This window comes from Porphyromonas sp. oral taxon 278 str. W7784, from assembly GCF_000467855.2.
GTDB lineage: Bacteria > Bacteroidota > Bacteroidia > Bacteroidales > Porphyromonadaceae > Porphyromonas.
In genome coordinates, this window is record NZ_KI259230.1 from 241148 (window position 1) to 262006 (window position 20859).

The window sequence follows — 20859 nt, forward strand, 5'->3', positions numbered from 1 at the left end:
GGAAATAAATTTTCTTATATACGGAAATTTTCTTCCTTCCGCACGGAAGTTTTTCGCCCTTCGGAAGGAGGCGTTTTTCCTTCCGAAGGGTGCTCTTTTTTCCTTCGAAGGAAAAGAAGTTTTCCTGCCCGGGGAAATTGATTTTCCTCCGAAGGAAAAATCCCCTCCGTACGAAGGGAAAAAGCCTTGCGTTCGAAGGGAAAAGAAGCGCCGTGCGAAGGGCGATTTTTTTTCGCACGTACGGAAATAAATTTTCTTACGTACGGAAATATTTTTTCTTACGTGCGAAAAATAATTTTCTTACGTACGGAAATTTTGGCCCTTCGCCGAGCGCCCTTTTTGCCCCAGCTGAAGCCTTCCTCGAGCCTTCGTAAGAGCGGGCTGGAGAAGGGGCGATCCGAAGGGCGGAAGAGCGCTTGGCGAAAAGCCTTCGAGGCCATCGGCAGATATTGCCTTAGATGCCGTATCTTTGCATTCTACAAGAGCTTGGGTGGCCTCTGTCCGACCTCCTTCGGGAAGCACCCCTTGCCAATCAAAGACAACGATGCTGAAATTCGATATCCATAAGACTTGTACGAAGACCGCCGCACGTGCCGGACGCATAGAGACCGACCACGGAGAGATCCTCACGCCTATCTTCATGCCCGTCGGGACGGTCGGCTCCGTCAAGGCCGTCCATATGCCCGAGTTGCGTGACGATATCCGCGCGCAGATCATCCTCGGCAATACCTATCACCTCTACTTGCGCCCCGGTCTTGACACGCTCTACAAGGCGGGAGGCTTGCACCGCTTCAATAGCTGGGACGGCTCCATTCTCACCGACAGCGGTGGCTACCAAGTCTTCAGCCTGGCGCACCGACGTAAGATCACGGACGAAGGCGTGACCTTCCGCTCCCATATTGACGGATCCAAGCACCTCTTCACCCCCGAGCGAGTCATGGACATCGAGCGAATCATCGGCGCCGATATCATCATGGCCTTCGACGAATGTTGCCCCGGAGATGCGGACTTCCACTATGCGAAGAAGTCGCTGGCGCTGACGGAAAGTTGGCTCCGTCGCTGTGTCAATCGCATCAACGAGACCGACCCGCACTACGGCTATCACCAGAGCCTCTTCCCCATCGTGCAGGGATGCGTCTACCCCGAGCTACGTACTCGGGCCGCCGAATTCGTCGCCTCCCTTGGCGCCGAAGGGAATGCCATCGGAGGCCTTGCCGTCGGCGAACCTACAGAGAAAATGTACGAGATGGTCGAACTCACCAACAGCATCCTGCCCAAGGACAAACCCCGCTACCTGATGGGCGTCGGCACGCCGATCAACCTGCTGGAGAACATCGCCCGAGGCGTCGATATGTTCGACTGCATCATGCCCACCCGCAACGGGCGCAACGGCCAACTCTTCACCAGCTACGGCACGATCAATATCCGCAACGCCAAGTGGGCGCAGGAGTTCAGCCCGATCGACCCCGAGGGCACGTCCTTCGTCGACCAGCAGTACAGCCTCGCTTACCTGCACCATCTCATCAAAGCCGACGAGATCTTAGGTCTTCAGATCGCTTCGATCCACAATCTGGCCTTCTACCTGCGCCTTGTCCGCCAGGCTCGTGAGCATATCCTCCAGGGTGACTTCTCCGAATGGAAGGACAAGATGGTGCGCCAGCTCGACAACCGCCTCTAAAGCCCCACGCCCCGCATTCGCTATGAGTACCACTCCCCACTCCGACGAAGAGCTCCAGCAAAAGCCCCTCACCGAGCAGACCGAAGAGTTCGCCGAGCCCGAGCTTCCTAGCTCTGAAGGTGAAAGCCCTGCTCTCGAGCCCGAGCCGAAGAAGCCGTACCGCCCTTGGCTTGGGCGGGTGGACAGGTACATCATGCGTACCTTCCTGACGACCTTCCTCTTCTCCATCGGCTTGATCCTAGCCGTGGCGGTGGTCTTCGACGTCAATGACAAGATCACCGACTTCCTCAAGCCCGAGGTGCCCCTGTCGGCGATCTTCTTCGAGTATTACCTCAACTTCATCCCCTACTACGCTAATCTCTTTAGTCCGCTCTTCGTCTTCATCTCCGTGATCTTCTTCACCTCGACGATGGCTGGCAATTCGGAGATTATCGCCATGCTCGCTAGCGGGATGAGCTTCCGCCGTCTCCTGCGCCCGTACATGGTTACGGCGCTGATCATCGCTTCCTTCACCTACGTGCTCAATGGCTTTGTGATCCCCGCCGGCAACCGTGTGCGCCTCGACTTCGAGCAGAAATACCTCAAGAGCAAGACCGAGAGCTACACCTCCAACATACAGATAGCTATCGCCAAGGATACCTATCTCTATATACGCGACTACGAGAGTCTCTCCCGGGTAGCGACGTCACTGGCGGTGGATCAGTTCAAAGGGCATAGCCTCGTCTCACGGATGACTTCGGACGAAGCGGTATATGATACCCTCGATAGATGGCATCTCAAGGACTTCCATATCCGTCGCTTCGAAGGCCTGAAGGCCACTGACACCGTCGGCTATGACCTAGATACGAACCTACGTATCCGCCCCTCGGACTTCCTGGTCAATGAGAAGGACGTGGCGACGATGCGTAATGACCAGCTCAGTCGCTATATCGACCGACAGCGAGAGCGAGGAGCGAGCAATACACGTCTCTTCCAAACCGAGCTACACAATAGGTATGCGGCGATCTTCTCAGCCTTTATCCTGACCTTCATCGGCGCAGTCCTCTCGGCGAAGAAAGTGAAGAACGGGCTCGGCATCAATCTCGTCATCGGCTTCTCACTATGTCTGGCGTACATCCTAGCGACTTCGCTGACGGCGCAGATCTCTAATGTCGGGCTCATGGCACCGTGGATCGCCGCTTGGCTTCCGAATGTCGCCTTCGTCCTAGCGGCTCTCTTCCTCTGGCGTAAGGCTCCCCAATAACACGATATCCCGTATATGAAAGAAAAGATACAGCGAGCCGTCTCCATTCAGAACCGTCGTGCTCGCTTCGACTACGAGCTCCTCGATACCTATACTGCGGGGATGGTCCTCGTCGGGACTGAAATCAAGTCCCTGCGCTTAGGTAAAGCCAGCCTAGTGGACGCTTTCTGCTACTTCCACAACGGCGAACTTTGGCTCAAGGGGGCTAATATCAGCGAGTACTTCTATGGCTCGTACAATAATCATGCAGCACGCCGAGACCGCAAGCTCCTGCTCAGTCGCAAGGAACTTCGTAAACTTGAGGGCTACGTTCAGAGCCCAGGCGTCACCATCGTACCCGTCAAGATCTTCATCAATGACCGTGGGCTGGCGAAGATCGTCATAGCCCCAGCCCGAGGGAAGAAGGTCTACGACAAGCGCGCCACGATGCGTGAGCGCGACGATCGTAGGGAAATGGACCGAGCTATGAAGCGCTAACCAAAGACCATCCATGCAGACCATCTACGACTTCATCGCTCAGACCCCTTCGGGTGAGCCGGTGCGCCTCTCTCAGTATCGGGGCAAAGTCCTCCTCATCGTCAATACCGCCAGCAAGTGCGGCCTGACGCCTCAGTTCGCAGGCCTCGAGAAGCTCTACGAACTCTATTGTGATGCGGGGCTCGTGATCCTAGGCTTCCCCTGCGGACAGTTCCTAGCGCAGGAGCTGAAGACGGGACTCGAGGCTTCTCAGTTCTGTACACGCAGCTACGGAGTGACCTTCCCCATGATGAAGAAGATCTCTGTCAACGGCCGAGATTGCGACCCAATCTTCACCTTCCTCAAGCGTAGCGCCCCTGGCGTGCTGGGTAATTGGATCAAGTGGAACTTTACAAAGTTCCTCATCTCTCGTGATGGACAGGAGATACTTCGCTTTGCTCCAATAACTCGTCCCGAAGCTCTCGAGCCCGCCATCAAGCGCTTCCTCGCCGCTCCACAAGATCTCTAGTGGGCGGTCTCCCTCTAGTTTTTGCTAACTTAGATGCACCGACCTCCCTCTTCCTCCGTAAAGAGAGAGCGAGGAGATGCTCATCACAGAACCCATAGATAGAATTAACGATGATGGATAAACGCACAATCCCCAGCTCGGAGCTGATCATCAACGGCGATGGCTCCGTCTTCCACCTTCATCTTCGCCCTGAGCAACTCGCCGATCGCGTCTTCCTCGTGGGCGATCCAGCACGAGTCGATATGGTCGCTTCCCGCTTCGAGTCGATCGAATGCAATGTGTCGAGCCGAGAGTTTCACACGATCACAGGGACATATCATGGTAAGCGCATCAGCGTCGTCAGCCATGGGATCGGGACGGACAATATCGACATCGTCCTCAATGAACTAGATGCGCTGGCGAACATCGACTTCGAGACCCGCCAGGAGAAGGAGAACTTCCGTCAGCTTACCCTTGTACGTGTCGGTACCTCTGGTGGCTTGCAGGACGAGACACCTATTGGCACCTACGTTGCAGCAGAGCATTCGGTGGGCTTCGACGGCGTGATCTACTTCTACGCAGGTACAGAGCGCATCCGTAATAAGGCGTTTGAGGAAGCTCTCCTCAAGCAACTCGACTGGCAGGTAGAAGGTCTTCGCCCCTACGTCGTACCTGCTTCGCCCGAACTTATCCAGCAAATCTGTCAGGATGATATCCTCCGCGGCAATACGATTGCGGCTAATGGCTTCTACGGTCCTCAGGGAAGACAGCTCCGCCTACCACTACAAGACCCCGAGCTGAATAAGAAGATCCAGGCCTTTGACTTCGAAGGACGCCGTCTGACTAATTATGAGATGGAGAGCTCTTCGCTATCAGGTCTAGCTGCCCTTATGGGTCATCGTGCTATGACCGTATGCTGTATCATCGCTGGGCGTAAGGCACAGAATATGAATACAGACTATAAGGGGAGCATCGAAGGACTGATCGACCTCGTCCTAGATCGTATCTAGCTCGGCAAGTCCTATCGATGGAGACCCTGTCGCTTCGAGCGATCTGCTTCGTATTTATAGGAGGAGGCTTAGGTAGCCTCCTCCGCTATTTCACGGGATGGGGTGTAGCTCACCTGCTGGGTCATGCTACTGCCTGGGCTACTTGGGGGATCAACGCCCTGGGTTCGCTCGTGATCGGCTACCTCATCGGCCTCTCTGCCCGTGAAGTTGGCCTGAATGACGACTACCGCTATCTGCTCATCATCGGGCTCTGTGGCGGATTCACGACCTTCTCTACCTTCTCAGCAGACCTGCTTCACTATTTGCGGAGCGGGGCTTATCTACAAGCTGGAGGCTATCTGCTGGTCAGTATCGTCTCAGCTCTTCTGCTGGTCTACCTCGGATTCCGATGGGGACGCTCTTAGATCGATCATAGCCCCGAGCCCCATATACAGCGAAGGCTCCAGACTGTACCCTCACATGAGGGAGACAGTCTGGAGCCTTTGCTATTGGATATCAGGAGAAGGCTAGAGGCGGTAGCTGATATTCCCTGAGAGCCAGAAGCCTGGCTGAGGCACACCAGCGATATCGGAGTACTGTGTATCGGTGAGGTTGTTCATCTCTAGGCCGACATGTAGGTGCTGATTGACTAGATAGTCGACCTTCAGATCAAGTGTAGCGAAGGGCGAGGGCTGGTTGACTCGGTCTTGATAGCGAAGAGCCCAGAGCGCTTCTACACGCCTGGACAGCTGATGTGAGAGCTGAGTGGTGAACTTGTGGCGGAGATAGTTCAGCGCATACTTAGATACGGCGACTCTAGGTGCATGATGTCGCTGCGCCATGTACAGGTAATCGAGGCTGAGTTTACTACCATCTCCGAGCAGAGGTAGGTATTGGCCGAGGCGAAGTGTCAGGCCAGCTTCGAGCCCTTGGTTCGTCAGCTCCGAGATATTGTGCGAGGTGAAGAGCGTCTCTGTGGGAGCAAACTTCACCCAGTCCAGGAGATTGCTCCCCTTCATCAAGAAGTAAGAGAGGTGCGCCTGTAGCTGTGAGGTCTGATACTTGACGATAGCCTCGAAGGAGTGAGCGTATTCCGGCTGGATGTTTTCGCCGTGCTTGTGGTTGGGATCAGAGTACCAGAGGTCGTTGAATGTAGGTAGGCGCATCGATCTACTCCAGGTAGCGACGAAGCTCCATCGGTCAAGTGGGTGGTAGTTGACACTCACCGAGGGGAGGAAGTCGTACTTATTCTTCAGGAGCGAATTGTGATTGAGCAGGGCACCAGCTGAGATCAGCCACTTGTCTAGCTTCACGGTGTGCTCGAGACTCAGGTTGGTATTGAATCGACTGGCGTGCTTGGTGTAGTAGCTCTCGGGCTTGGAGCGAGGCTCCCCCAGTTTATTCCCTACGACTTCTTCGAAGCGGAGTTCGCCGGCAAGCGTTGTCGTGCCGAGGGTGGAGCTGTAGTTCATGATCAGCCCAGCACCATAGTTATTCACGATATGATGATTCTGCCCGACGGTCGAGCCTTTGATCAGGTCAAAGCGATCGAACTCGTGGTCCCAAAAGAGCGTAGGGAGGAAGCGTAGGTGCGATGAGCCGAGGTCGCCACGTAGTGAAGCGGCGGCACGGCGAGTGTGTTCGTACTGGTTAGGATACTTGGGGGAATAGAAGCTATTTGCACCAAACTGCTTGTCACTATAGCCTAGCTGTAGGTCCATCTTATTTGCCTCCGAGAGCATTAGGCGGGACTGCCAGAGTGCATTGTAGATCTCGTAGTCGGTATTCGACCGATAGCCGGCGCTGGATCGACGGCTGAGGGAGAGGCTATTCTGGGTCTTCCCGAGGGCGAGTGCACCACGAAGTTCAGCTCCTGTGAGGCGATGCATCCCTGCAGATACCTTAGCGTAGAGCGACTTCTCAGCCTCGTGCTTGGTGATGATATTGATAGCGCCGGAGAAGGCTCCCGTCCCGTAGATCAGAGCTGAAGGACCACGGAGGATCTCGATACGCTCGATGTCGGAGAGATTGATCGGGAAGTCGAAGCTCAGGTGCCCTGTCTTGCTGCTGCTGATATTGATACCGTTGAGCAGGATGATCGTCTGGTCGTGCGAACCGCCACGTATCGAGATATCCGCTTGCACGCCCTGAGCTCCACGCTGGGCTACATCGATCCCGGCGACATAGGTCAGTAGCTCCTGGATACTTCGGGCAGGAGTTTGTGCAATCTCCTTTGCCGAGATGACGGTGACCAGACGTGTGGCCTCGCTCAGCGGAGTAGCTACCTTCGAAGCGGTCACAGTGACCTGGTCGATCTCCTTCTCAGGCTCACCCTCGATAGACAGGGGAGCGGAGGCAGATACATTCTGTGCGCTCGCCGTCGAGATGTAAGCGCAGGCCAGTGCTAGGCTAGAGAGCGTACCGATATTGATGACTCGGTGCATGGTGTTGAAGGCTCCGTAGCTTTTGCGTGTCATACGTCGGAAGCGAAGTACGGAGCGAGAGAGCAAGTTTTGTTGCTGCATCTGTAGGTGAATGATTGATTATACGTGTGATTGATTATACGAGTACTTCCTTCTTCTCGGGATCACGCAGGAGCCACAGCCCGAGGAAGGTGAAGAGCCCATTGAAGAGCAGGATCTCATAGCCGACCTTATAGCCCCAGACCGTCTCGAGAGCGAGCGAGACGCCATAGCTCACGAAGGGCGAGAGTAGGCATAGATAGGGGGTGAGATGATCACGTACGCCCCGCCGAGTGAATAGTCCGAAGGCGTAGAGTCCTAGGAGAGGTCCGTAGGTATAGGAGACAGCGGTGAAGATCGTATTGAGTAGCGAACTCTGCTGTATACTGCCGATGAAGAGCACCATGAGGGCAAAGGCAGCGCACATCCCTAGATGGATCCACCAGCGCTTACGCTGACTCGTCTCGTCTCCTTCGAGCTTCATCCCGAGGAGATCAGTACAGACCGAGGTCGTCAGGCTGGTCAGCGCAGAGTCAGCATTAGAGAAGGAGGCCGCCGTGATCCCCAGGGTGAAGAAGATCAGCACCCAAGAGCCAAGGTGACCAGAGGCAAGGAAGGGCAGGATATCATCCCCTCGCTCGGGGAGTGTCAGCCCATGAGCTTCTCCATAGTGGAGGAGTAAGATCCCGAGTACGAGGAAGAGGAGGTTGAGTGGCAGGAACCCGAAGCCATAGGTCAGCATATTTGTCCTAGCCTCTCGTAGGCTACGACAGGTGAGATTCTTCTGCATCATGTTCTGATCCAGCCCAGTCATCACGATGACGATGAAGGTACCGCTGACGATCTGCTTCCAGAAGTAGAGGGGACTTGTCCAGTCATCGAAGATGAAGATACGGCTATGTGGATCTTGGCGTACGAGACGTACGATGCCCGGTACGTCTAGACCGAGCTCCGTCGATACCACATAGATGATCAGGATAAGGGCAAGGACAAGGCATGCCGTCTGAAGGACGTCCGTCCAGATGATGGTGCCCATTCCCCCACGCTGGGTATATAGCCAGATGATCGCTACCACTGAGATGACGGTCACTAGGTAGGGGACGCCCAGTGGTGCGAAGACCAGCTGCTGTAGGATCAGTGTGATGAGGAAGAGCTTCGCCCCAGCGCCGAAGAGCTTTGATACTAAGAAGAAGAGCGCTCCCGTGCGGTAGCTGTGCCGACCGAAGCGCTGCTCGAGGTAGGTATAGATAGATACGAGCTGCAACCGGTAGTAAAGGGGAAGGAGGACATAGGCGATGACGATGTAGCCTACGAAGAAGCCCATGACGAGCTGTAGGTAAGTCATGTCCATCCCTCGTACCATCCCAGGGACAGATACGAAAGTAACCCCCGAGATCGAGTCGCCAAGCATACCGATAGCGACGATCCACCAGGGTGTAGTACGCCCTGCGAGGAAGAAGTCTGCATTACTTCCCTCCCGACGTGTCAGCCGAGTGATCAGGAAGAGGAAGAGCAGATAGAGTACGAATGTGAGTAGTACGCCCTGTGCCATAGTGAAGCGATCGGCTCTACTGCCTAGTAGCTATAGTGAACTTCCCAGTCCTCCTGGCTCGTGACCTTGCCACACTCCTGGATCATCTGCATATCTTCCTCGGCTTGGCGACCGATCGTCGTCAGGAGATCGCCTGTGATGGCGGCATTGATCCCTACATAGATGGCCCTGCGCTGTGTCTCGGCAGAGAGCTGGGCACGACCACCTGAGAAGCGGAGATAAGCCTTCGGGTTGACGAATCGGAAGACAGCGATGGCTGAGAGTATCTCATCTTCGCTTAGTGGTGTCGATGTGCCGAGGGGCGTCCCTTCGATAGGCTGGAGGATATTTATTGGGATACTGTAGCTCCCGAGATGCTTGACGTAGAAGGCTAGTTCGACTCTCTGGCGTAGACTTTCGCCCATACCGATGATGCCACCACAGCAGATGCGCATGCCGACACGTCGTGCTGCTTCGAGGGTAGCTTCTTTGTCCTCTTGGGTATGTGTTGTGCAGAGCTCACGGAAGTAGCTTGGGGCGGTCTCCATATTGCAGTGGTAGGTAGTGACTCCACTGTCGAAGAGCTTCTGAAGTTGGGGCTCGGAGAGTAGGCCTAGCGAAGCACAGCACTTGAGATCGGGGTTAGCTCGCTTGATGGCACGGTAGCTGACGGACATCATATCGATCTCTCTGTCGGTCTGTCTACGGCCACTTGCCACGAGGGAGAAGCGTCCGATGCCCTGCTTATGATTGTAGGTGGCTTGGGCTACACAAGCACTCGGGCTAACTACTGCGTAGCGCTCTGCCGAGGTGGCATAGTGAGCACTCTGGGCGCACCACTTACAGTCCTCTGGGCAATTACCACTCTTGGCGTTGATGATCGAGCAGGTATCGAAGGCATTGCCCATGAAGTGCTCGGTGATCTCGTGTGCTGCCTGGTAGAGTTCCTCCTTATTCGGGGAGGAAAGCAAAGCAAGCGCCTCGTCTTCGGTGATCTCACCTCCGGAGAGGATACGTGCTTTGATGTCTTGGATCATAGTTGTCTGTGGGTGATAAATCGGGTGGGTACATAAAGAAGCGTTGCCTCATCACCCCGTGCTCTTAGGTAGAGCAGGGTGATGAGGCAACGCTTTAAGTAGTGGTATGCTTGGTGCTACCGAGGTCGCTACCAGCTTCGCCGGTGCTTAGTGACAGCAAAGGGCTTTGTCCTAGAGTCGCAAGACCGAGCAAGCGAGCGCTCTCAAGCGCTTCCTCCTGTAGCTCCTCTTGCTCCTCCGTACGGAGAAGACCAAGCTTAGATATACGGACTGTGAGAGAAGAGCTCTTACCCGCCAGGCGCTCCAGTACGTTGAGTGCTAGATGCCCGATCGTGACACACTGACCTAGACTACGGAAGACGGCTGCTCGACTCCGTGTCCAGCGACGGAAGCAGAGCCTGCTAGCAGTCTGTAGTGAAGTAGTCTTGGGGTGCATCGCAGTCCTTAGTAGTGTATGCTAGTGATCAGTGGTAGCTCTTACTTAGCGACACGCTCCAGCCACTTGACCATGGCAAGCATCGTGATCATCGAGGCAGCACAAGCTCCGACGAAGACCAGCCAGCAAGCCCATAGAGGTACACTCGTGTAGAGGACACCACCGATGAAGAGGAGGGAGTTCCCTAGAGCCGTAGCTGCTAGCCAAGCACCCTGCATGACTCCCTGGAGATGAGGAGGAGCGACCTTCGATACGAAGGAGAGGCCTAGAGGCGAGATGAAGAGCTCTGCCATCGTGAGGATGAAGTACATCCCTACCATGACCCATGGGGTGAGTAGCATGTCGTGCTTAGCTGCTTCGCTCATCGACCCGAGGGTGCTCTGTTCGGGCAGACCGAGTGAGCATACCATGAGGAAGACATAGGCTAGAGCAGCGATACCCATCCCGATAGCGATCTTGCGTGGTGCTGAGGGTTCCTTGCCCTTAGCACGCAGACGGCCGAATACATACATCACGACGGGGGTGAGGAAGACCACGATCATGGGGTTCACCGACTGGAAGATCTCAGCTCCCTTGATCTGCGTGAAGCCTAGGTCAATCTTGATGACACTTAGGTCTACGTAGTCACGAGCGAAGTAGGTCAGTGAGTACCCATTCTGGTGGAAGGACATCCAGAAGAAGATGACGACACCGAAGACGGCGAAGAGCGCATAGATACGCTGCTTGATCTCGGCTGCGCTCATCTGGACTTCTTCCTTGCCTGCAGTAGCACCATTGGCTGCAACTTCCTTCTTGCTTGGATCGGGGAACTTCTTCTGGTTAAGGAGGAAGATCACCATCGATACGCAGATCATCACTACGGCAGCAATGAAGGCGTAGTGGAAGCCACGGCTGAAGACTTCGAGGTACTGATTGACGAAGTCGTTCAGGCTAGCGAAGGTCTGACCACCGGATACCTTACCCATGAGGCTCTGTAGGTTCTCAAGCGCCTGCTGAGGCATCTGGTCGCCTTCACGCAGATACTGATGGCAGAGAGCTGGGAGCTCAGCGCTGTAGTCGAAGCCATTGTGGCTCAGCCACCAGTTGCGGATCCCTACAGCCATGAATGGGGCGAAGATCCCCCCGATATTGATGAACATGTAGAAGATCTGGAAGCCTGCGTCACGAGCGCTCTGGTAGAGAGGATTGTCGTACATCTGCCCGATGAGCACCTGCAGATTCCCCTTGAAGAGACCGTTCCCAAATGCGATGACTCCGAGCCCGACGCAGGTGAGCGTGAGGTAGAGAGGTAGGTTGGGTACTGGCGTAGGCGTGGGGATAGCGATCAGCACGTAGCCAAGGGCCATGACGACTAGACCCGTCACGATGGTAGCCTTGTACTTCTTAGATCTGTCAGCGATGACTCCACCGACCAGCGCCAGGAGGTAGATCGAGGCGTAGAAGGCCGAGTACACATACCCTGTCACCTGCTCACTCAGACCGAACTTGGCTGAGATGAACAGCGTCAGGATCGCCATCATGATGTAGAAGCCGAAGCGCTCTCCCATGTTCGCGAGAGAGGCCGCGATCAATCCCTTAGGATGATTCTTAAACATAAAAGTTTGGGTTGTTAGGATGAGTATTGTTGTTAAGTAATTCCTTATTCCTTAGTTGGATAAGCTGAGGGTGTGTGCTCTACGTCCACTCTACTCCTGACGGATGTCTAGGACAGCACCTGAGCGGATATCGAAGTAGATAGATGTGGTGCTGGAGGGATTGAGATTAAGCATCTTCGGTGCCAGTGCTTGTGGTGCTCCGAGCTGGGCAAGTCGGAGCTTACCCTCTGTGAGTGTCTTGCCCTCGTAGCTGATGGAGACGAGCGCTTCACCAGGCTGGATATAGACGATACTATTCTCCAGCATCTTGTCCTTCTTCTTTTGCTCCTTGTCACTAAGCTCAGGTGCGTGCTCGAGGATACGAAGGCTCAGGCGGATCGGTGCTCCGCTGAGGTCGTCCGCTGAGGTGAGTCCTGCGATGGGGGAGAAGCGTGCTAGGACATAGTCCTTGAGCTCCTGACCGGAAGGGGTATAGCGCAGTACGTACTGGGTGACTCGCTCTGTGGTGTCTCCGAGGAAGAGGCGCTGTGTGCGACGCTCCTCAGTACGTAGCTGGTCGAGGGCTAAGCGCATGGATTCTCCGTCCTTGGGCATATTGTCCACCGAGCCCGTGACGATATTCATCAAATTCTCTCTTAGGTCGTAGAGATAGCCTGCGGCGATCTCTGCCTGCTTGGCCTTGGAGCCTGCCTGTGCGTACTCACGAGCTAGGGCGGGTAGTGCCGTGTCGCTACTCTTCTGAGAGAGGAGCTGGGTAGCTGGGCGAGCGGTGGAGAGACTCTTGGGGAGCTCCTCTCCTCCATTGATCGAATAGAGGATACCCGTATCGGTGAGCTTGACGAAGGGGGCTATCGTCTTCTTGTCGAAGACGACGAGGTACTGATGGGCGGAGTCAGGGCGTCCGATGGTGTGTAGTTCACTAGAGAGGAGCTCATAGGTATGAGCGGGCGTCTCTGAAGCCTTCTTATTGAGGTATCTATCCGCATAGGAGGCGAGGACCCCAGGGGTGTAGATGAGCTCTCGCACGGTGAGTACGACCTCTATCTCTGTCTGTGGCAGACGATAGACGATACCGTAGTCTGTTTCTTTCGTCACGTCGTAGCGTCGGACTCGGGTCTGAGCGCTAAGGGAGGCAGCAGAGATCAGGATAAGTCCGAGGAATGCTATCCAGCGATCTAATCGTTGCATGTAGGGTCTTTGTCTTGATGAATGAGCGGACAATTGTTAGCAAAACTACTAAAAAAGCAGGGATTTTCAAATGGTTAGCTTTGAGGGAAGAGGAAGGCGACACCGTTCGGAAGCAGAGGGGAAGAATGGTGTCGCTCCGACCGCTCTCCAGCTCCCCCTTCTTCCGTGCTTTTTCGTCCTCGCCTGAGATACCCCAAAAGAGACCTATGGTAGGTCGCCGAGGCGACCCACGGTAGGTCGTCATCACGACCTACAGTAGGTTTTTTCGACGACCTACCGTGGATCGTTTTTTAGCCCCGTCAAAGCCTCTGGATACAAGGGGCGAAGAGGCGGGGTGGGAAGCGACTTTGGGGGAGGGGAATGGAGGAGCCTTAAAGAGGGGAGAAAATAGCCTTGGTGGGGAAGGTGGAACGACCTCGGAGGAGGGAGTGCTATGACCTTGGTGAAGGGGCGGGAATGACCTTGTCGAAGGAAGGGATAATGATATGGGGGAGTGGTGTCCGCTATGATGGGGCGGGTGTGTAACCCATGCATGGGGTGGGCTCCCGTGGCAGGATGAGGCGCTGGCCTGTCGTAGGGTGGGGGATGGGGTGGGGGCGTCGCACCCGTGGGGTAAAATGAGAGCAGGCGCCCCAAGCAAGCTATATACTTGCTCGGGGCGCCTGCTGTGGCTGTAAGGGAAGAACCTTAGCGGAGGCTAAGCTCTTCGATCAGACGTGGGCACTTGCCCCACTTGTCGATGGTGAAGAGGACGTAGCGGATATCTACGCCGATGGTGCGCTGGAGGTTGGGCTCGAACTCGATATCCCCACTCATCGCTTCCCAGTTGCCATCGAAGGCAAGACCGAAGACACGACCATTCTTGTCGAACATTGGGCTACCGGAGTTGCCGCCCGTGATGTCGTTCGTCGAGATAAAGGCTACGTGAAGCTTACCATCCTTCTTGTCCGCCCAGCGACCCCAGTCACCCTTCTTGATCAGATCGAGGAAGGAGGGGAAGACGTTGAACTCCGTGGACTCAGGGTTATTCTTCTCGAGGATACCACGGCTCGTGGTGAAGTAGTCGTACTCGACAGCATCTGCAGGGCTGTACCCCTTGATCGTACCGTAGCTCATGCGCATCGTAGAGTTCGCATCGCTAGGCATAGGCTTGGAGGGGTTCTGCTCCTGACGACCGGCGAAGTAGAGGCGGTTGCCACGATCGATCGGTTCGTAGAGAGGCTTCAGTTCGGCAGAGAAGCCCGTGTAGATCGCCCACACTTCGTTAGATAGCTGGACAGCGGGATCCTTGCTCAGGATCTCTAGAGCGTTAGGCTGGTGGAGCGTGGCGATGAGCTTATCCTTGTAGGGGATGACACTCTTAGCGAAGAGGGCATCTGCATAAGCCTTGGTATTGCCTCCATACTCCTTATCGATGACGTCGAAGATAGGAGCGACACGCTTAGCGTCGACACGCTGACGGACGATGTCCAGCATAGCGGGCAGGACCTGCTGGTCGAGGGCGGGGACATAGTCCTTGTAGAACTTATCCAGGCTCTTCGCTAGCTCTTCCTTCGTCTTACCTGCGAGCTTCTTGATCGTAGCAGGATCATCCATACCACGAGCAGCGGATACGACCTCCGTACCTCCGATGAGGGCTTCACGCAGGTACATGGACTGACGCTCGATAGCCCCGAGCTTCTTATACGCACCCTCCATCTCCTTGAGGATGCCCTTGTAGGCCTGAGCCTTCTTGCCGGAAGCTGCTACCCATTCTTCGAAGGAAGCTTCTTCGGCACGCTTCTGGTCGAGGACACCGAGCTTGACGAGGGCCTTGTTCATGCCGATGGAGTTCTTCCAGTAGTTGGAGCTACGAGCGTACTTAGATGCATACTTGATGCGAGTAGCCTGATCGGCATTCATGGCTGCACGCCAGATATCCTGCTTGATGCCACGTACCTCGATGCGGGGCTCGTTCTGATCCTTCATGCGGTTCTCTACAGCGAAGGAGGGGATGTAGCGAGAGGTCGAGCCAGGGAAACCGATGGTCATCGCATAGTCGCCCTTCTCATAGCCTTCGGTAGATACCGTAGCGTGGTACTTGGGGGTGTAGGGTACATTGTCCTTGCTGTAGTCAGCAGGCTGATTGTCCTTGCCAGCATAGACACGGAAGACGGAGAAGTCACCCGTGTGGCGAGGCCACATCCAGTTGTCCGTATCACCGCCGAACTTCCCTACCGATCCTGGAGGAGCGAAGACCAGACGCACGTCGCTGAAGACATCGTAGGTGATGAGGTAGTACTTGTTGTTAGCATAGTAGGGACGGATGATGGAGAGCTTGTGCTGGCTCTTCAGACGAGCAGACTCTGCCTTCTCCATGTCTTCGCAGATCTTACGGATCTGGCTGAGGCGGTCGATCTCATCCTTGGGCTTCTTCACCTTAGCGAGGATCTCCTTCGTGACATCACGGATCGAGGAGAGGTAGCTGATGGTCAGCCCTGGGATGGGGAGCTCCTCCTGGAAGCTCTGAGAGACGAAGCCATCACGGAGGTAGTCATGATCGACCGAACTCTGTGACTGGATGGCGTCAAACCCACAGTGATGGTTGGTGAAGACGAGCCCCTTGTCAGAGACCGTGACACCCGTACAGCCACGGCCGAAGATGACCACCGAATTGGCGACACTGGGCTTGTCTAGACTGTAGAGGGAGTCGATAGGGAGACGGAAGCCCAGTTCCTTCATCTGGGCGATGTTCTCCTTCGTCAGCTCGTTCAGGAGCCACATACCCTTATCCGCCTTAGCCTGATGACCAAGGGATAGAGCAGCAGCTACGAGGACGAGGCCTTTCTTTAGAAGTTGCTTCATAGATTTACTTGTGTATTGTGATGCGTGATACTCATAGGTCGACACCCGAGAGCAGGTGCGTAAAGATACGACAGACCGCTGATAGGGAGCGAAGAGCTCACCTGCTACTTATATAGGTAGCGACGGATGCTCTGCTTTGGGGTCTTCTCAAAGGGCTCGGTGCGTAGCTCGAAGCGCTGGATCTTCTCGTAGCTACCTACCTGCTCGTTGAGGGTGGAGCGCTGGGCTTGGATCTCTTGCCAAGCTTCCTCCAGAGAGAGCCCATTCTGCTCGATGAGCTGGATATTAGGTACGATGATCGCCTCCAGCTTACCCTGGCGCATCAGGACGAGGCTCTCCTGTACGTAGGGGAGCATCCCGATCTTTGCCTCGATCTCTTCGGGGTAGATGTTCTGACCATTCCCCCCTAGGAGCATGGCTTTCGATCTGCCACGGATGTAGAGGAAGTGATCCTGGTCCATCGTGCCTAGGTCTCCTGTGCGTAGCCAGCCATCCTCGGTGAAGAGTGCCTTGGTCTGCTCAGGGTTCTTGTAGTAGCCCATGCAGACATTCTCACCTCGTACTTGGATCTCACCGATCTCTTCGGAGTGAGTGCCCTCGGAGCCTTCGTGCTGTTCGAGCGGAGCGATACGTGCCTCCATATAGGGATGGAGTACCTGACCGCAGGAGCGTAAGCGCCAGTCTCGGGCATCGACGTAGGAGATGAGTGGAGCACACTCGGTCATGCCATAGCCGACGGTGATGGGGAAGCCTATACGCTTGAGGAAGGCTCCTACCTCGGGGTTGAGCGCTGCACCACCGACGATCACCTGACGGAAGGCACCACCAAGCCCTTCGGTAAGTTGCTTGCGGATCTTGCGGTATACGATCTCACGGATACCGGGGATGGCGAGCATGAAGCGTACCTTACTGCTCTTGAGGATGGGCTGTAGGGTGTTCTGGTAGATCTTCTCAAGGACGAGGGGGACGGAGATGACCACTGTGGGGCGTACCTTCTTGAAGGCGACTCCGAGGATCTTGGGCGAAGGGACCTTCCCGAGGATCACGACATGCGTCCCTGTGGCCATGGCGAGGAAGAGGTTGATCATGCAGCTATATACATGAGCCATGGGGAGGAAGCAGAGGAGCGTCTCACTCGACTTGATGATCTTGCGCTCCATACAGAAGGTGAGGTTGCCAGCGAAGTTATTCCCCGAGAGCATGACACCCTTGCTGAAGCCTGTCGTACCTGAGGTGTAGTTGAGGACCATGAGGTCCTCGTTGGGCGTCTGGTAGTAGGAGACGTCCTCGGGGCGCATCCCTTGGGGGAAGCGTGTACGATGATCCGCCTTGGCCTGCTGGAGCTGTTCCTCTACCTCGGCAGTACCTCTGGAGGCATGGAGGATATGACCGTCTTGGAAGTCGAGGATGGTCGCTACCTGAGGGATGCCCGCTACGTTCATCCCCTCCCAGAGACTTGGGTTGATCCCGAGGATCTTCGACTCTGAGTGATCGATGATCTGCATCGCATCGGCAGGGGGGAAGTCCTGGAGCACGGGCACGATGACCGCTCCATAGGTGATGACAGCGAGGAAGAAGATCGCCCACTCGGCGGTGTCCTTGCCCATCAAGGCGACCTTATCGCCGTGCTGTAGCCCTTGGCTAGCGAAGAAGAGGTGCCACTCGTCTATGGCTTCGGCCATCTCTCCAAAGGTATAGGTACGGCCTTCGTAGTTTGTCATGGCGGGCAGAGCCCAGTGTTGCTTAAAGCTATCTTCGAAGAGTGAGATTAAGTTCTTTGCGATCATTATGTCTAGAGAGTTCCTGTTCCAGTGATGATTATGGAGCAAAGATAGGGCTTTTCAGTCACTCTGCACACTTCTCTAGATAGTGAGCAAATGTAGCTTGCCCTCCCTGTGTCTTCGGAAAGGGAAGCACGGGGAGGGCAAGGAAGCGGGTAGCTGATGATGAGGAGGCTTAGAGTCGGTAGTTGAAGCCGAAGCTCAATAGCTCATTGTACTGGAGATGCTTGTTCCATCCTGAAGCGGGACGTACGGCATCGTCGTAGCGGAGCTGAAGATTGAGGCGGGTGGAGAAGAAGCGTGTCAGCGCCATGTCTAGCGTGTTCTCCCATTCAGCCTCGACATGCTGGTAGGAGGTGTTGAAGTAGAAGCGTGACGTCCAGGTGATATTCATATTCATCTTCCACTGCCAATTAGCACGTACCGTCGAGCCGATCCGTTGGTACCAGAGCATATCCTCGCTGAGTCCGTGTCGCGCTAGATCGATGTGCTTCTTCGTCGTGGCTCGGTAGGTGTAGGAGATAGGTGCCACGTTGACGGATAAGTTGAAGGCACGTCCGTAGACCTTGGTAGAGACCATCGAGTAGTCGAACTTCATACCTAGCCCCACGTTGATCGTGTAGGGAGCGAGGAACTCTGACTGTATGCTGGTCTTATTCTCTTGGTAGGACTGGAGGAGCTGGGTGCGTAGCTCTGCATCGAGGGTGTAGTAGACCTTGTTCCAGGCTCGTATCCCATAGTTGGAGCTCAGACGAAGGAGGTCATCGGCGATGCGGTAGCGATGGACGGAGTCCTTCTCGGCATTATATATGCTCAGACGGCTCTCTATCTCATTGTTCCACAGGACACGTTCGGTGACGTAGCGTAGACCGAAGTAATTGCGCATGTAGAGGTTAAGGTTGGAGGCACCACCCTTATACCAGTTGTCTGAGACTCGGTTCTGGGAGAACTGGATACTGCTCTCTAGTGAGGGGATCCAGTGACGTTGCTTCAGGACCTCATAGTTCCGCTCTTGGGGGAGCTGTAGACTCTGTGGCTTGGACTCTTGGGTATAGTGGGTGAGGACCCGCTCTATGGAGCCTCCACTAGGACGAGCTAGGGCAAGTGTCTTGGGGCGACGCAGTCCCTGCTTGCTCCGTCCATCGTAGTCACCCTGCCCCAGGTAGGCAAGTAGACGCTGACTTGTGGGGTAGATAGCGCTCTGTAGCCCCTCGAGATCAAGGGAAAGACGATCCCATGGCTGAGGCTTGCCGAGCTGTAGATAGTCATTCGGTGGCACGACGATACGAAGCCCCTTCCCACGGGAGAGTATCCAGGAGCTATGCTTGTCCCTTCGAGGGAGGATGAGCGAGGGAAGTAGAGCCGAGCGCATGGGCGTATAGGTATCCTGCCCGCCTAGGCGATAGAAGTCGAGTAGCTGTAGTGAGTGGCTCGGAGCCCCAGCCTTGAGCTCCAGAAGGCTTGGGCTAGAGATAGGGGTCGGGATATAATACTCCGTCCCTTCGGCGAGCAAGCTATCTAGGTGAGATGCTTGGCGCACAAAGTCCTCCTTCGTAGGCTCAACATTCTGGGCCGATAGGCTGAAGGCCGTGAGTGCCCAGGTGACTAAAGATAGACGGGATAGAGATCGTCGTATAAGCATTGTCTTGTAGCGTTGTGGCTCATCTGAGAGCCTTACAAAGGTAGTACAAGCCTAGGGAATACCGACAAGGTGCGAAGCCCTTCGATCCTCCCGACCGAAGCCTAAGGGAATCTATCACCCGCACCGACCTTGATATAGCATACCAAGAAAGCGTAGGCTACAAGCAGATTCGATGCTTGTAGCCTACGCTTCTTTAGGGTCTTCCCCTACGGTGGTCCCACTTGGGCTTGAACCAAGGACTCCCTGATTATGAGTCAGGTGCTCTAACCGACTGAGCTATAGGACCAGTGAGCTGTGACCGCAGTCACGGATAGCTCCCTTGCGATGTACTTTTCGCTCGGCAAAGGTAGAGATAATCAGCTTATCAGCCAAATAGGTCGGCATCGCTACCAGAAGCGATAGATGAGAGCCACTGCCCCGAGTGAGCGGGAGGGACGCAGGTCTGATCGCTGTGCTTCCCGCTCGAGGCGTCCCTCCAGCATCCAGTGTCGTGAGGGGCTGTAGCGTAGGCGTATCATGATCTCTAGCCCTCGTCCATAGAGGAGCGACGAGCCGTATTCTCCTCGTAGCTTCGGATGCTGGATGTAGAGCCGACTTGCCCAAGAGGGACTATCGAAGTAGTCGGTGAGGAAGTCCAGGCGCAGACGCTCCGACGCCTGCCACCGGAGCGAAGCGACGGCTGCCCAACCTGAGGTACTCCCTGTATGGGCATAGAGGAAGGCGCACTTAGTCAGCCATGCTCCTTCGGTGTGACTCCACTGGAGCTTCAGCCGATAGCCTCCCTCAGATCCTGCCTTCTTACGAGCTCGGTAGTAGAGCCCGAGCTCCGAATGATCCCCTAGACGAAGCGAGGTCGTGCCTCCATAGATGATACCCTCGGAGGGGCGCCTTCCCGCCTCATCTCGAGAGGCGCTTCTATAGCCCTCTATATATAGTCGTGTCGGTCCCAGGAGAAGCGGAGGCATGAGCTGGACCTGTAGGCGTCCACCCTCCTCGTCATGCGGACGGAGGGCGTGTGTCCCTGCCCGACCATAGTAGCTCCAGTAGTCGGGTGCTAGATGCCAGAGGGAGACGCTTACCCCGCCCCACAGCCCCTGCTCATAGGCAAGGTGGTGGACGAAGGCCCAGGCACGGAGGGAAGTCCTGGCTAGCTCTCCGCTCAGACGAAGATGCCCACGGAGGGCTTGGGCTTGGTAGGAGAGGCTGAGAGCGGTGTACCCCCGTAGGTCGTGGAGTAGGGCGCTTCGCCGGCTCCCTGGAGGTGTGCGGAGTGGGGCGCCTCCCCAGTCTTGGTGTAGCCCTTGGAGAGCAAGGGTGAAGTAGGGAAGTTGGTAACTGATCCAGCCCCCATAGAGGCGTGTCTTCGCCCCGTGACGAGCCTCCCAAGCCTGCTGTGTCGTATGGAGACCTGTCTCGGAGAGTCCTGTGAGTGCCCCTTCTGCTGACCTTGCTCCTCGTGTAAGGCCTTC

General features: G+C 55.5%; 17 protein-coding genes and 1 tRNA gene. 7 read left to right on the top strand and 11 right to left on the bottom strand.

Features of this window, described 5'->3' with window-relative positions; translation table 11 throughout:
- The 7 genes from HMPREF1556_RS08820 to HMPREF1556_RS04005 form a co-directional block, all read left to right on the top strand.
- Positions 1 to 250 (top strand): hypothetical protein (locus HMPREF1556_RS08820; protein ID WP_021666992.1); only part of this gene is annotated, 250 nt, incomplete at its 5' end.
- Between the two features lie 294 nt (positions 251 to 544).
- On the top strand, positions 545 to 1678 hold the full coding sequence (tgt, locus tag HMPREF1556_RS03980; RefSeq protein ID WP_021666994.1) for a tRNA guanosine(34) transglycosylase Tgt: 1134 nt from the start codon (positions 545 to 547) through the stop codon (positions 1676 to 1678).
- A gap of 22 nt (positions 1679 to 1700) precedes the next feature.
- A complete protein-coding gene (locus tag HMPREF1556_RS03985) occupies positions 1701 to 2921 on the top strand; it encodes an LptF/LptG family permease (RefSeq protein ID WP_021666995.1) in 1221 nt (406 codons plus the stop codon).
- 15 nt (positions 2922 to 2936) lie between these two features.
- Entirely contained in the window at positions 2937 to 3398 is a 462-nt protein-coding gene (gene smpB / locus HMPREF1556_RS03990; protein ID WP_021666996.1) for an SsrA-binding protein SmpB, read from the top strand.
- A 13-nt stretch (positions 3399 to 3411) separates the two neighbouring features.
- Positions 3412 to 3906, top strand: a complete 495-nt coding sequence (locus HMPREF1556_RS03995; protein WP_021666997.1) for a glutathione peroxidase — start codon at positions 3412 to 3414, stop codon at positions 3904 to 3906.
- A 110-nt stretch (positions 3907 to 4016) separates the two neighbouring features.
- Complete coding sequence (locus tag HMPREF1556_RS04000; protein WP_021666998.1) at positions 4017 to 4895, top strand: nucleoside phosphorylase; 879 nt, start codon at positions 4017 to 4019, stop codon at positions 4893 to 4895.
- Positions 4896 to 4912: 17 nt separating this feature from the next.
- Positions 4913 to 5299, top strand: coding sequence for a CrcB family protein (locus tag HMPREF1556_RS04005; RefSeq protein ID WP_021666999.1), 387 nt, complete (start codon positions 4913 to 4915; stop codon positions 5297 to 5299).
- Between the two features lie 102 nt (positions 5300 to 5401).
- Here HMPREF1556_RS04005 and HMPREF1556_RS04010 read toward each other — a convergent pair whose 3' ends face one another.
- The 11 genes from HMPREF1556_RS04010 to HMPREF1556_RS08720 form a co-directional block, all read right to left on the bottom strand.
- A complete protein-coding gene (locus HMPREF1556_RS04010; RefSeq protein WP_044125193.1) occupies positions 5402 to 7399 on the bottom strand; it encodes a TonB-dependent siderophore receptor in 1998 nt (665 codons plus the stop codon).
- 34 nt (positions 7400 to 7433) lie between these two features.
- Positions 7434 to 8888 carry a sodium:solute symporter gene (locus HMPREF1556_RS04015; protein ID WP_021667001.1) on the bottom strand — a complete coding sequence of 485 codons (1455 nt, stop codon included), beginning with the start codon at positions 8886 to 8888 and terminating at the stop codon, positions 7434 to 7436.
- Positions 8889 to 8911: 23 nt separating this feature from the next.
- A complete protein-coding gene (bioB, locus tag HMPREF1556_RS04020; protein WP_021667002.1) occupies positions 8912 to 9904 on the bottom strand; it encodes a biotin synthase BioB in 993 nt (330 codons plus the stop codon).
- Positions 9905 to 9998: 94 nt separating this feature from the next.
- Positions 9999 to 10340 carry a hypothetical protein gene (locus HMPREF1556_RS04025; RefSeq protein WP_021667003.1) on the bottom strand — a complete coding sequence of 114 codons (342 nt, stop codon included), beginning with the start codon at positions 10338 to 10340 and terminating at the stop codon, positions 9999 to 10001.
- A 41-nt stretch (positions 10341 to 10381) separates the two neighbouring features.
- Positions 10382 to 11935, bottom strand: coding sequence for a peptide MFS transporter (locus HMPREF1556_RS04030; RefSeq protein WP_021667004.1), 1554 nt, complete (start codon positions 11933 to 11935; stop codon positions 10382 to 10384).
- 90 nt (positions 11936 to 12025) lie between these two features.
- Positions 12026 to 13123, bottom strand: coding sequence for a DUF4831 family protein (locus HMPREF1556_RS04035; protein ID WP_021667005.1), 1098 nt, complete (start codon positions 13121 to 13123; stop codon positions 12026 to 12028).
- Between the two features lie 687 nt (positions 13124 to 13810).
- Positions 13811 to 15967: a S46 family peptidase gene (locus HMPREF1556_RS04040; RefSeq protein WP_021667006.1), complete on the bottom strand. Its 2157-nt coding sequence runs from the start codon at positions 15965 to 15967 to the stop codon at positions 13811 to 13813.
- A 104-nt stretch (positions 15968 to 16071) separates the two neighbouring features.
- Positions 16072 to 17754, bottom strand: coding sequence for an AMP-binding protein (locus HMPREF1556_RS04045; protein ID WP_021667007.1), 1683 nt, complete (start codon positions 17752 to 17754; stop codon positions 16072 to 16074).
- Positions 17755 to 17923: 169 nt separating this feature from the next.
- Entirely contained in the window at positions 17924 to 19390 is a 1467-nt protein-coding gene (locus HMPREF1556_RS04050; protein WP_021667008.1) for a DUF3078 domain-containing protein, read from the bottom strand.
- 212 nt (positions 19391 to 19602) lie between these two features.
- Positions 19603 to 19676, bottom strand: a tRNA-Ile gene (locus tag HMPREF1556_RS04055).
- Positions 19677 to 19776: 100 nt separating this feature from the next.
- Positions 19777 to 20859, bottom strand: a 1083-nt coding sequence (locus tag HMPREF1556_RS08720) for a hypothetical protein (protein ID WP_021667009.1), incomplete at its 5' end; no start/stop codon positions are given.

What these genes read in the sequence shown, in the direction of transcription:
- tgt (WP_021666994.1), top strand. Translation starts at nt 545, where the DNA reads ATGCTGAAATTCGATATCCATAAGACTTGTACGAAGACCGCCGCACGT.
- HMPREF1556_RS03985 (WP_021666995.1), top strand. Translation starts at nt 1,701, where the DNA reads ATGAGTACCACTCCCCACTCCGACGAAGAGCTCCAGCAAAAGCCCCTC.
- smpB (WP_021666996.1), top strand. Translation starts at nt 2,937, where the DNA reads ATGAAAGAAAAGATACAGCGAGCCGTCTCCATTCAGAACCGTCGTGCT.
- HMPREF1556_RS03995 (WP_021666997.1), top strand. Translation starts at nt 3,412, where the DNA reads ATGCAGACCATCTACGACTTCATCGCTCAGACCCCTTCGGGTGAGCCG.
- HMPREF1556_RS04000 (WP_021666998.1), top strand. Translation starts at nt 4,017, where the DNA reads ATGATGGATAAACGCACAATCCCCAGCTCGGAGCTGATCATCAACGGC.
- HMPREF1556_RS04005 (WP_021666999.1), top strand. Translation starts at nt 4,913, where the DNA reads ATGGAGACCCTGTCGCTTCGAGCGATCTGCTTCGTATTTATAGGAGGA.
- HMPREF1556_RS04010 (WP_044125193.1), bottom strand. Translation starts at nt 7,399, where the DNA reads ATGCAGCAACAAAACTTGCTCTCTCGCTCCGTACTTCGCTTCCGACGT.
- HMPREF1556_RS04015 (WP_021667001.1), bottom strand. Translation starts at nt 8,888, where the DNA reads ATGGCACAGGGCGTACTACTCACATTCGTACTCTATCTGCTCTTCCTC.
- bioB (WP_021667002.1), bottom strand. Translation starts at nt 9,904, where the DNA reads ATGATCCAAGACATCAAAGCACGTATCCTCTCCGGAGGTGAGATCACC.
- HMPREF1556_RS04025 (WP_021667003.1), bottom strand. Translation starts at nt 10,340, where the DNA reads ATGCACCCCAAGACTACTTCACTACAGACTGCTAGCAGGCTCTGCTTC.
- HMPREF1556_RS04030 (WP_021667004.1), bottom strand. Translation starts at nt 11,935, where the DNA reads ATGTTTAAGAATCATCCTAAGGGATTGATCGCGGCCTCTCTCGCGAAC.
- HMPREF1556_RS04035 (WP_021667005.1), bottom strand. Translation starts at nt 13,123, where the DNA reads ATGCAACGATTAGATCGCTGGATAGCATTCCTCGGACTTATCCTGATC.
- HMPREF1556_RS04040 (WP_021667006.1), bottom strand. Translation starts at nt 15,967, where the DNA reads ATGAAGCAACTTCTAAAGAAAGGCCTCGTCCTCGTAGCTGCTGCTCTA.
- HMPREF1556_RS04045 (WP_021667007.1), bottom strand. Translation starts at nt 17,754, where the DNA reads ATGATCGCAAAGAACTTAATCTCACTCTTCGAAGATAGCTTTAAGCAA.
- HMPREF1556_RS04050 (WP_021667008.1), bottom strand. Translation starts at nt 19,390, where the DNA reads ATGCTTATACGACGATCTCTATCCCGTCTATCTTTAGTCACCTGGGCA.